The following is an 11,165-nucleotide window of genomic DNA, read 5'->3' on the forward strand; positions in this document are numbered from 1 at the left end:
CTCCTCCCTCCGCTAGCCGCGCAGGCTCAGGCCGCCGTCGGCGGTGATCACCTGGCCGTGGATCCAGCCGGCCTCCGCCGAGCACAGCAGTGCCACCGTGTCGGCGATGTCCTCGGGTGTGGTGAGCCGTCCGGCGGGGGTACGGGCCGCGAGTGCGGCGGCCACCTGCGGCTGCGGTGTGCCGGGCCCCTTGTCGATCTTCGACGTGGAGACCGCGTTGACCGCGATGCCCCGGCCGGCGAGTTCCACCGCCAGGTAGCGCACCAGGCTTTCCAGCGCCGCCTTGGCCACACCGAGTCCGACGTACCGCGGGATCACGGACCGCGCCCCGCTGCTGGACACGGCCACCACCCGTCCCGGTCCGCCCGCCATCAGCCGGGCGACGGCGGGCGCCGCGTACAGCAGCGGGTCCAGTGCCGCCGCCAGGTCCGTGCGGACGCCGTCCGGGTCCGCTCCGACGGCGGGCGCCGGATTCCAGGAGGCCGCGTTGTGCACGAAGACGTCGAGCCGTCCGAAGCGTTCACCTACGGTCGCGAGCAGTTCGTCCAGCTCCTCGCGGCGCGTCACATCGGCCCGTACGGCCATGGCGCTGCCCGGCAGACCGGACAGCTCCCCGACGGCGTGCCGCGCCGCTTCCTCGCTGTGCGCGTAGTTCAGTACGGTGTGGCAGCCCTCGGCGCACAGCTTGCGCGCGATGGCCAGCCCCACCCCCCGGGTCGCGCCGGTGACCAGGGCGACCTTTCCCTCCAGGCCGCGGTCAGCCACGGTCGGCCACCCCTGCGGGGGCACGGTTGCCGGCGACCGGTGCGGTGGTCAGGGTGCGCGGCTCGGCGATGGCCAGCACGGCGGCGTACTCGGGGGTGTCCCGCGCGGTCTTCCGCGCGCTCTCACCGCTCCAGCGGGTGGCGGCGGTGTACCCGCCGGGGCGCTTGAGGGACTTGGCCAGGTCGAGGTGACCGAAGCCGTCGATACGGGCGGCCGCCTGCGCATAGGCGCGGTACGCCGCCTCGAACGCCCCGGCGTCGCCAGTGACGGTGAACTGCTCGACGAGCACGACCGGCTCACCGTCGCCGGGGGTGCCGTCGATGCGCAGGACGCCGAGGGACGGGTCGGCCTCGACGTCGACGACCTGGTGGAACTCCTTGGCGTGTGCCTGGAAGGTGTCGCTTGCCAGGACCTGCTTGAAGTCCTCGGGCCGGTCCCACCAGCCGAGGTTCACATAGACCTCGGGCCGTTCGGTCGCCCGGACGGCCTGGTGGGCCCGGAAGCCCTCCTGCTGCCGCATCCACTGGACGTGGTCGAGGAAGCGGCGCTCGAACTCCTCGGCGCCGGCGGGGTCTTTGAGGGTGAAGGTGTTGATCACGGTGAACAGCGGGGCAGGCATGGGTGCCGCCTCTCTCGTGGGAAGGAATCTTGTGGTGGTCCCGGCCGGTTCAGACGTCGGCCAGGTGGGCGAGCAGTTCTTCGCGCAGCAGCCGCCGCTGGATCTTGCCGTTGCCGGAGCGCGGGATGGCGTCCACCGCCCGGGCCCGGCGCACCCGCTGGTAGTAGGGCAACTGGGCGTTGACGGTCTCCAGGACCTCGGCCAGTACGGCCGCTCGCTCGGCCCCGGTGCTCGCACCGGCGCCCGGTTCCGTGGTGAGGACCACCAGGGCCCCCGCCACCGCACCACCGAATCCGTCCGGCAGGTCCACGACCACCGACTCGCTCACCCGCGGGTGCCGGCCCAGTGCCAGCTCCACCTCCGAGGGCGAGACGAGGAAGTTGTCGCACTTGAAGACGTCCTTAAGACGGTCGAGGAGGAACAGCCGCCCCGACTCGTCGATCCGGCCGACGTCCCCCGTGGACAGCCAGCCGTCCGGCTCCAGACCGGCGCCGTCCGGGCCGCCGGCGTACCCCTTCATCACCTGCGGGCCGCGCACCTGGACCTCGCCGACCGATCCGCCGGGCAGCACGGCGCGGCTCTCCACGTCCACCACCCGGCACCGTGTACCGGCGACCGGCCGGCCGACCGAGCCGTGCAGCGGGTGGTCCGGATCGTCGCTGTGGGTCAGCGGCGAAGTCTCCGCCAGCCCGTACCCCTGAAACACGGGGATGCCGAACCGCTGGGTGAGCCGGGCAGCGGCCTGTACCGGAAGGCCCGAGCCGCCGGACGCGATCCTGGCGACGGTACGCAGCCCGAGCTCGTCCAGGGACGGATCGGCGGCGAGCCGGGCCAGCCTGACCGGCAGGCTGTAGAGGTGACTGGCACGGTGCTCGTTGGCCGTGGCCACCGCGTCGGCGGGCGCCGGGCCGGCGCACAGCACCTGCTGAGCCCCCGCGCGCACCGCCGAGTTGAGGTGCATGGGGTGAAAGGTCGGCAGGTGGTTGACCATCACCGAGGTGCCGTCGAGCCGGTGCGCGCGGGCGATCTGATCGGCGTTGACGGTCAGGTTGCGGTGGGTCAGCCGGACCGCCTTGGGCCGCCCGGTCGTACCGCTGGTGAACTGCACGCAGGCGACTTCCTCCCGGACCGCCGAGCGGTCCGCCGGCGACGGCGCGGGCGCGTCCGCGCGAGCGGGACCCGCCGCCAGCTCCCCGAGCGTGGGCAGGCCCGGGCGCGTACCCTCGCCGATCAGTACGACCGTGCCGAGCTCCGGCAGGCTGTCGCGGATCCCCGCCAGCCGGTCGTACAGCCCGGCGTCGACGAAGGCGAGCCGCGCTCCGCTCAGCGTGAGGACATGCAGCAGGTCCTCCTCCCGCAGCAGGGGGTTGACCACTGCGGTGACGTGTCCGGCGCGCGCCGTCGCGTAGTAGGCGACAGCGAAGTCCGGGTGCAGTACCGAGGCCACCGCGACCGTGCCGCCCGGCCCCGGAAGCAGCGTGCCCAGCGCTTCGGCCGCGGCGGTGACCTTGCGGTCCAGTTCGCCGTACGAGATCCGCTGTTCGCCGTACACCAGTGCCGTACGGTCCGGCGCGGCGGCGGCCGCCTCGGTGAGCAGGCCGTCGAGACGCGCCGGGACGTCGGGTTCGTACCCGGCCGGTTCGGGCACGGCCGGCTCCTCAGCCACGGCGGGACTCCGCGTAGGCCTGGGCGTGCCGCAGGGTGGTGGTGCTGTTGGTGCTCAGTGTCTTGTGGATGTACGCGCGCGCCTCGGCGACCGTCTTGCCCTCGCCCAGCACCTTCTCCACCGCGTCGGGCTTGATGATGACGGTGTGCCGGGAGGTGACGTCCACCCCGCCGTCCGCCGGGACGATGGTCCAGCGACCGGTGTGCGCGGTCATCAGCGCCGGGACCGTCGTCTGCTTGTAGACGATGCGGTCCGTGCCGAAGACGACCCGGACGGACTCGGTGGTGTGCACCGACCCGTCGCGGGTCCTGGTGTCCATGGCCATCACCTGGATGCCGGGCACCTCCTCCTCGAGATCCAGCCGTGCGACGTGCGGCAGCCGGTCCGGCCACAGGTCGGCGCGGTTGAGGAAGTCGAAGACGTCCTGTCCGTCGCCCGCGATGTGCACCGTGTCGTCGAAGGTGAACATCAGCTCGTCGAGGCGGCCGGCCTTTTCGGCGATGTCCTTGATGCCGGTGAGCTCGGCGTCGCTGTTCCGGTCGAGCGCGAGGTTGACCCACTCGACGCCCGCCGGGTCGTCGTCTATCACGCTGAAGTCGTGGTACAGCTCCAGCAGCGAGCTGGTCGGGCTCACCGGAGTCACCACCCACTTGCCGCCCATCGAGGCGATGGGCGCCTGCGAGACCTCCTGACGGAAGCTGACCGTCAGCGCCCGCGGGTCCAGGTCACGACGCGAGACCCACGTCTTGACCTCGCCGTTGGCCGTCGCCCAGATGCGGATGCGCTCGGTGCCGTCGCCCTGCTCCAGGTGCTCGACGTGGACGTTCGGGGCGAAGAACTGCGGCCAGCGGGTGACGTCGGCGACGATCCCGTAGACCACATCGGCGGGCGCCGCGACCTGCGTGGTGTGCAGGGTCCGGTGAGCGGTCCGGTGCTTCTCGGATTCGGTTACGGACACGTGGGTTCCTTCCTGTCCTGATCGCGATCTCAGGGACGGGCGATAGGGGACGGCGATGGGGGATGCTGATGGGGATGGGGGACGGCGATGGGCGATGGGCGTCCCTGCGCCGGGGCGTCAGTAGTTGCCGAGCCCGCCGCAGACGTTGAGCGCCTGCGCCGTGATGGACGCCGCGGTGTCGGTGGCCAGGTAGCCGACCAGGCCGGCCACCTCCTCGGGGGTCGAGTAGCGGCCGAGCGGGATCTTCGCCTCGAAGCGCTCCTGGATGTCGTCCACCGTCGTGTCCCAGGCGTCCGCGTAGCCCTGCCGGACCCGCTGGGCCATCGGCGTCTCGACATAGCCGGGACAGACCGCGTTGACGGTCACACCCGTCGGGGCGAGCTCCTTGCCCAGCGCCTTGCTGAAGCCGATCACGCCGTGCTTGGAGGCCGAGTACGGTGCCGCCAGCACCACACCCTGCTTGCCGCCGGTGGACGCGATGTTGATGATCCGGCCCCAGCCCCGCTCCTGGAGACCGCCGTTCCTGAGCACCTCCCGCGTGGCGAGGAAGACACTGTTCAGGTTGGTGTCGATCACGTCGTACCAGAGCTCGTCGGTGATGTCCGCCGTCACGCCGCCACCGTTGCGGCCGGCGTTGTTCACCAGTACGTCGATCCGCCCATACTGCTCCACGGCAGCCCGTACCAGGCCCTTGACCGACTCCGCGTCGCGAACGTCGGCGGTCGCGCCGGCCACCTCCAGGCCTTCCGCGCGCAGCTCCTTGACCGTCAGCTCCACCGCGTCCTGGCTCCGGGCACAGATGAACACCGCCAGGCCCCTGGCCGCCAGGTCCCTGGCCACGGCCAGGCCGATCCCGCTGGTACCGCCGGTGACCAGCGCGACGCGCCGCTGTTCCTCGTTCGCCATTTCCTGCACGCTCCCTTCGGACGTTGCTACCGAGATGGAGCGTGCCGAAGCGGCCTCAAACCGGGGTGGAGGAGCGCTGGACGGGCGCCGCCTCCAGCGGACTTCGAGGGGGTCACGAGCCCTCGTCCGCAGACTCGGCGCCAGCCAGACCATGTTCATCAGGAAGGGACCACCATGACCGTCACGGACGCATCCCCGGCCGTCTCAGCCGCCGAGCTGTACTTTCAGATCCAGCAGTTCTACGCGCACCAGATGCAGCTTCTGGACGACGGCAGGGCCGAGGACTGGGCCCTGACCTTCACCGAGGACGGCGTCTTCGCCGCCAACGCGCACCCCGAGCCGGCCGCCGGCCGCACGGTGATCTCCGCCGCCGCTCGCAAGGCCACCGACGAGTACGCCGCGAACGGTGTGCAGCGGCGGCACTGGCTCGGCATGGTCTCGGTGGAACAGCGCGGCGAGGACGAGGTGTTCGCGCGCTGCTACGCCCTCGTGATCGAGACGCCACGCGGCGGCCAGGCCGCGCTGCGGGTCAGCACCCGCTGCGACGACCGGCTGGTCCGCCAGGACGGCCGGTGGCTGGTCAAGCACCGCCAGGTGACCCGCGACGACCTTTCCTGAGCCGCTCCGCCCCCATCGTTCCGGCCGCCGCGCACCCGCGTGGCGGCCGGATTTTTCGCGCGCGTACGACATGTGTACGACAACCGCCGTCCGTCCGGGACCGACGGGCCCCGGACGAACGGCGGTGGAGAGGTGCGGTGTGTACCGCCGGGGCCGTCAGCCCGCGGCGGGCGCCGACAGGCTCTCGTTGATGAAGTCGAGCAGCAGCCGGGGGGTGTGCGCCTCCGCGGCCGCGTCGTCGGAGATACGGATGCCGTAGTCCCGCTCGATACGGCCCGTGGTCTGCAGCACCGCGAGCGAGTCGTAGCCCAGCTCCGTGAACGGTACGTCCAGCACGTCACCGTCCAGGTTCACTCCCTCTTCCTCACCCGCGCACTCGCGCAGCAGGACGGTGAGTTGGGCCAGCGTCATCTCTGCCATGGGAAAACACCTTTCAGCATTGCTTGTCGTGATTTTCAGTCGGCCGTTGGTCTTTCACGTTCACCGCGCGGCAGTCACCACCGCTGCGGCGTTGAAACCGCTGTAACCGCGGGCGAGCACCAGGGCGGTACGCACCGGCCGCGGGCGGGGCGCCGTGACCAGGTCGAGCGCACAGTCCTCGGCGAGCCGGCCGACGTCCGCCGTCGGCGGGATCACCGCGTCCCTGACGGACAGCAGCGCCGCCGCGAGGTCCAGCGACGCCCCGCCCGCGGCGAGCCGCCCGGTCAGCGTCTTCGGTACGGTCACGGGCACGCCGCCCGCGCCGAAGACCTTGGTGATCGCCTCCGCCTCCAGCCGGTCGAGGGCGGGCACCCCGGCGCCGTCGGCGAACACCACGTCCACCTCGTCCGGTGTCACCCCGGCCTGCTCCAGCGCCGTCTCCGCGGCCCTGCGCAGTCCCGGCTCCCCCGGACGGCCCGGCCCCGGGTCGAAGGTGGCGGCGTAGCCGGCCAGCTCCCCGTACACCCGCGCGCCGCGCTCACGGGCGGCCCCGGCGTCCTCGAGCAGCAGGATGGCGCCGCCCTCGCCGGGCACGTGCCCGGCGGCGTCCGCCCCGAAGGGCAGATACGCACGCGCCGGGTCGTCGCTGGTGCTCAGCCGCCCGCTGGTCAGCTGCGCGGTCCAGCCCCAGGGGCAGAGCGAGCCGTCCACCCCGCCGGTGACCATCAGCAGGCTGCCCTTGCGCAGCTGCCGGCGGGCCTGGGCGACGGCGTCGAGCCCGCCCGCCTGCTCGGTCACCAGTACTCCGCTGGGTCCGCGCAGCCCGTGCCGGATGGAGATCTGGCCGGAGTTGACGGCGTAGAACCAGGCGAAGGACTGGTACGCGCTGACGTGCTGCCCGCCCTTGCTCCACAGGGCCTCCAGCTCCCGCTGCCCGAACTCGAAGCCGCCCGCCGAGGCGGCGGTGACCACGCCCGCGGCGTACTGCGGCAACTGCTCCAGGTCCACCGCCGCGTCCTGGAGCGCCTCGGCGGCGGCGGTGAGCGCCAGCCGGGTCATGTGGTCGGTCTGCGGGATCAGCCGGCTGGGGATGTGCTCCTTGACGTCGAAGCCCGGCACCTCGCCCGCCAGTGTGGCCGGGTACTTCGAGGCATCGAAGCGGGTGACCGGACCGATGCCGCTCACGCCCGCCAGAGTCGCCTGCCACCAGGCCTCGGTGCCCAGGCCGTTGGGCGCCGTCACACCGATCCCGGTGAAGACCTGCTTGCGTTCCTTCGGACCACCGGTCATGCCGCCGCCTTCCGCTCCGGCCGGGTGAGCACCATGGCGCTCTGGAATCCGCCGAAGCCGCTGCCGACGCTGAGCACCGTGTCGATGCGGCCCTCGCGGGCCGTGAGCGGCGTGTAGTCCAGGTCGCACTCCGGGTCCGGCTCGTGCAGGTTGGCGGTCGGTGGTACTACGCCGTGCTCGATGGCCAGCGCCGAGGCAGCGATCTCCAGGGAGCCGATCGCCCCCAGCGAGTGGCCGATCATGGACTTGATGGAGCTGACGGGCACGTTGTAGGCGTGTTCGCCCAGGGACCGCTTGAACGCCGTGGTCTCGTGCCGGTCGTTCTGCTTGGTGCCCGATCCGTGGGCGTTGATGTAGTCGACGGCGGCGGCGTCCAGCCGCGCCTCGTCGAGCGAGACGCGGATGGCCTCGGCCATCTCCTTGCCGTCCGTGCGCAGCCCGGTCATGTGGAAGGCGTTGCTGCGCGACGCGAAGCCCGCGATCTCCGCGTAGACATGAGCGCCCCGGGCGCGGGCGCTCTCCAGTTCCTCCAGCACGAACACCGCCGAGCCCTCGCCCAGCACGAAGCCGTTGCGCGTGCGGTCGAAGGGACGTGAGGCGTGGGCCGCGTCGTCATTGCGGGGGGAGGTGGCCTTGATGGCATCGAAGCAGGCCACCGAGATCGGCGAGATCGGAGCGTCGGTGGCGCCGGCGACCATGACGTCGGCGCTGCCCTCCCTGATCAGTTCGACCGCGTGGCCGACCGAGTCCAGGCCCGAGGTGCATCCGGTGGAGACCACCGCTGTCGGCCCCTGAGCCCCGACCGCCCAGGCCACTTCGGTGGCGAAGGAGCTGGGAACGAAGTGATTGAAGAGGTGGGACACCGCGTACTCGTGGTCGACATGCCACTTGGCACCGCCGTCACTCACCACCGAGTACTCCACGTCCAGACCCATGGTGGCGCCCACCGCGCTGCCGATGGTGACACCGGTACGGAACGGATCGAGCTCCGACGGCGACAGGCCGCTGTCGGCGAGTGCCTCCCTGGCGCTGACTACCGCGAACTGCGCGGCCCGGTCCATGCGCCGGATCTCCTGGGGCGTCAGACCCGACCCGGCCGGATCGAACTCGGCCTCGGCCGCGATCCGGGAACGGAACGAGGAGGCGTCGAACAGGGAGATCGGCCGGGTCGCGGTGCGCCCCTCGGTCAGCAACGACCAGAACTGGCCCTTCCCCCCGCTCCCGCCCGGAGCGACCACGCCGATCCCGGTGATGACCACGCGCCGGCTCATCGCGCTCTCCCCGTCCGGGGCCCGGCCACCCGGATGTCCCGGGCGCGCTCTGTCTTCACGGCTGCTTCCTCTCGTACGGTTTCCTGTGGTTCCGACGTTCCGCCAAGCCCCTCAAACCGTGCTCGACTCGGGCCGGAACACCGCTCCGAGCCCATGCACGGTCTCGCGCAGAAACTCGGGCAGGGGGCGGTCGCGGACGAAGAAGTGCCCGCCGGGTACGGTCCGCAGCCCGAACCCGGCCGGCGCGTAGCGCCGCCACTCCTCGACCAGATGGGCGGGCGCGATGTGGTCCTCGCGCCCGGCGACGGCCAGCACCGGTGTGCGCAGCGGGCCGCGGCCGGTCCGGCGCAGCGCGTCGGCCAGCAGCAGGTCGTCCCGGATCGTGGGCAGCACCCTGCGCTGCCAGATTCCGCCCTCGCCCGCTTCGGCGGCCTCGGCGGGCAGTACGCCGCACGAGACCAGCCAGGGCAGCAACTGCGCGTCCGGCGGGAAGGCGGCGGGCAGCAGCGGGGACGGCAGGTGCGGCGGGAGCGCGGCCCCGACCACGACAAGTTCCGGTCCGCGCAGTCCGGTTGCCTCCACCGTGCGGGCGAAGGTGTACGCGATCAATGCGCCGAGGCTGTGTCCGTACAGCGCGTAAGGCCTGTCCAGTCGCGGGCCGACCTGGTCCATGATCTCGTCGAGCAGCCGGGCCGGGGCGGTGATCCGCGGCTCGCGGACCCGGGCGTCCCGGCCGGGCAGCAGTACGGGCACGACCTCCGCGCGCTCGCCCAGCACGTTTTGCCAGCGGGCGAAGGAGGTCACTCCCGCGCCCGCGTGGTGGAAGCAGAACAGCCGTGGCGGGAGTCGGCCGCTCACTCGTCCACCAGGGCCACGGCCCGGGTCCAGCCCGCACCCGCTCCGGCGATCTTCACCGGGAAGCAGGCGACCCTGAACCCGTACGGGCGCTCCAGCGAGTCGAGCGCCGTGAGCCGTTCGATCTGGCAGTACTCCCGGCGGCGCCCCGCAAAGTGCGCCGGCCACAGCACCGACTTGTCGCCGGTCTCCTGGTACCGCTCGATCATATGGCCGAAGGGGGCGTCCAGGCTCCAGGCGTCGGTGCCGATGACGCGTACGCCCAGATCCAGCAGGAAGTCGACGGCGGGGCCGTCCAGTCCGGCGAAGTCGGTGAAGTACTCGGGTGTTCCCGCGTGCCGGGACGCGCCGGTGTGCAGCAGGACGATGTCCAGCGGCTGCGGCTGGAAGCCGATCCGTCGCAGCTCCGCCTCGACGCGGTCCACCCCGATGACGCCGGTGCCGACATCGGTGACGTCCAGCACCACCGCCGGGCGCAGGAACCAGTCCAGCGGCATCTGGTCGATGTGGCGGGGCGTTCCGTACGAGCCGACCGAGCCGTAGTGCGACGGGGCGTCCACATGGGTCCCGGTGTGGCTGGTCAGCGTGAGTGTGTCCAGGGAGAGCAGTTCACCGCCGGGCAGGTCCGCCGGGTCGAATACCAGGCCGAAGTGCTCCCGCATCTCCTCGCTCATATGGCGGGCGCCCTCGGCGGGCGTCATGATCTCGTGAGTGATCGGGTCCGGCTCCCAGCCGGCGGCATCGATCGGTGACGACAGGTCGATGATGCGCAAGGTGCCCCCACTTCAGGTGCTTCCTGTTCCGTCCATGAGCAGCGGCGGAACGCTTGGGGAGCACTCTGGGTGCCGCGCCTGGAGTCCGGATCGAGGCCGGGCCGCGGCCGGTACCGGAGCCGCGCGCTCGGGCGGGCGGCTCCGGACCCGGCGGCCGGGGGCGCCGCCGGGTCAGGCCGCGTACAGGTCCGGGACGGGACGCCGGTGGGCGGCTGCCCCGTCCAGAGCCGGGTCGGCGGTGAGGATCGCCTGGTGGAGAGCGCGCACCCGGGCGGACGGCTCAAGCCCGAGCTCTTCCACCAGGCGCCCCCGCAGCCCCTGGTAGACCTCGAGCGCCCGCCACTGGCGGCCCGAGCGGTAAAGAGCGGTCATGCATTGCGCGTGCAGGTTCTCGTGCAGGGGATGCCGGCCGATCAGCGCGGTCAGTTCCGGAAGCAGCTCGTCGTACCGGCCGAGCCGCAGATCCGCCTCGATCCGGCGCTCCAGCACACCGAGCCTGCTCTCCTCGAGCCGCGCCAGCTCGACCTCCAGAACCGGGCCGATCCGCACGTCGACCAGGGCGGGTCCGCGCCACAGCGCGAGTGCCTCGTCGTACGCGGCGGAGGCCGCCGCGAACTCGCCGCGGTCGAAGGCCCGCCGGCCGGCCGCGGCCAGCCGCTCGTACTCGTACGCGTCGACGCCGCTGCGCGGCACCTGCAGCAGATAGCCGCCGTGCCGCGTGACCAGGATGTCCTTGGGGGCGCGCGACCGGTCGTCACCGAGGGCCGAGCCCACCAGGCGGCGCAGTTGCAGGATGTACGTCTGCAGGGTGGTGAGCGCACTGCGCGGCATCTCCGTGCCCCAGATCTCCTCCATCAACGTCGGCACCGGCAGCACCTGGTTGGCATTCATGGCCAGCAGGGCCAGCAACTGCCGCGGCTTGCCCGCGTTGGGGACAATGGACACTTCGGCTATCTCAGCGCTCAGCGGGCCCAAGAGTGCGATGTTCAAGGGAATCCTCCGTGAGGGGGTCCGCGGGGGCATC

At 71.9% G+C, this 11,165-nt stretch carries 12 protein-coding genes; 1 reads left to right on the plus strand and 11 read right to left on the minus strand.

Annotated features, from left to right (window positions below):
- Window positions 1-12: 12 nt before the first annotated feature.
- The 5 genes from G412_RS0100615 to fabG form a co-directional block, all read right to left on the minus strand.
- The gene (locus tag G412_RS0100615) at window positions 13-765 is read right to left on the minus strand and encodes an SDR family oxidoreductase (RefSeq protein ID WP_051338021.1); all 753 of its coding nucleotides are present in this window, start codon (window positions 763-765) and stop codon (window positions 13-15) included.
- Entirely contained in the window at window positions 758-1,384 is a 627-nt protein-coding gene (locus tag G412_RS32715; protein WP_037647240.1) for an antibiotic biosynthesis monooxygenase family protein, read from the minus strand. Before G412_RS32715 ends, G412_RS0100615 begins: the two co-directional genes overlap by 8 nt.
- Window positions 1,385-1,433: 49 nt before the next feature.
- On the minus strand, window positions 1,434-3,050 hold the full coding sequence (locus G412_RS32720) for a class I adenylate-forming enzyme family protein (protein WP_051338022.1): 1,617 nt from the start codon (window positions 3,048-3,050) through the stop codon (window positions 1,434-1,436).
- Window positions 3,043-4,008, minus strand: a complete 966-nt coding sequence (locus tag G412_RS0100630; RefSeq protein ID WP_051338023.1) for an aromatase/cyclase — start codon at window positions 4,006-4,008, stop codon at window positions 3,043-3,045. The genes G412_RS32720 and G412_RS0100630 overlap by 8 nt, the downstream gene beginning before the upstream one ends.
- A gap of 117 nt (window positions 4,009-4,125) precedes the next feature.
- The gene (gene fabG, locus G412_RS0100635) at window positions 4,126-4,914 is read right to left on the minus strand and encodes a 3-oxoacyl-ACP reductase FabG (protein WP_028810378.1); all 789 of its coding nucleotides are present in this window, start codon (window positions 4,912-4,914) and stop codon (window positions 4,126-4,128) included.
- A 174-nt stretch (window positions 4,915-5,088) separates the two neighbouring features.
- Here fabG and G412_RS0100640 point away from each other — a divergent pair, with 174 nt between their 5' ends.
- Entirely contained in the window at window positions 5,089-5,532 is a 444-nt protein-coding gene (locus G412_RS0100640) for a nuclear transport factor 2 family protein (protein WP_028810379.1), read from the plus strand.
- 156 nt (window positions 5,533-5,688) lie between these two features.
- On the opposite strand, the gene G412_RS0100645 is transcribed toward G412_RS0100640, so the two are convergent.
- From G412_RS0100645 to G412_RS0100670, 6 genes are all read right to left on the minus strand, one after another.
- Window positions 5,689-5,952 carry an acyl carrier protein gene (locus tag G412_RS0100645; RefSeq protein WP_028810380.1) on the minus strand — a complete coding sequence of 88 codons (264 nt, stop codon included), beginning with the start codon at window positions 5,950-5,952 and terminating at the stop codon, window positions 5,689-5,691.
- Between the two features lie 60 nt (window positions 5,953-6,012).
- Complete coding sequence (locus tag G412_RS0100650) at window positions 6,013-7,242, minus strand: ketosynthase chain-length factor (RefSeq protein WP_028810381.1); 1,230 nt, start codon at window positions 7,240-7,242, stop codon at window positions 6,013-6,015.
- The gene (locus G412_RS0100655; protein ID WP_028810382.1) at window positions 7,239-8,513 is read right to left on the minus strand and encodes a beta-ketoacyl-[acyl-carrier-protein] synthase family protein; all 1,275 of its coding nucleotides are present in this window, start codon (window positions 8,511-8,513) and stop codon (window positions 7,239-7,241) included. Before G412_RS0100655 ends, G412_RS0100650 begins: the two co-directional genes overlap by 4 nt.
- 111 nt (window positions 8,514-8,624) lie before the next feature.
- Entirely contained in the window at window positions 8,625-9,371 is a 747-nt protein-coding gene (locus G412_RS0100660) for a thioesterase II family protein (RefSeq protein WP_051338024.1), read from the minus strand.
- Window positions 9,368-10,141, minus strand: coding sequence for a cyclase family protein (locus tag G412_RS0100665; protein WP_028810384.1), 774 nt, complete (start codon window positions 10,139-10,141; stop codon window positions 9,368-9,370). The genes G412_RS0100660 and G412_RS0100665 overlap by 4 nt, the downstream gene beginning before the upstream one ends.
- Before the next feature lie 171 nt (window positions 10,142-10,312).
- A complete protein-coding gene (locus G412_RS0100670; RefSeq protein WP_028810385.1) occupies window positions 10,313-11,131 on the minus strand; it encodes an AfsR/SARP family transcriptional regulator in 819 nt (272 codons plus the stop codon).
- Window positions 11,132-11,165: the final 34 nt, after the last annotated feature.

The sequence above is a fragment of the Streptomyces flavidovirens DSM 40150 genome (assembly GCF_000429085.1).
GTDB classification, from domain to species: Bacteria; Actinomycetota; Actinomycetes; order Streptomycetales; family Streptomycetaceae; genus Streptomyces; species Streptomyces flavidovirens.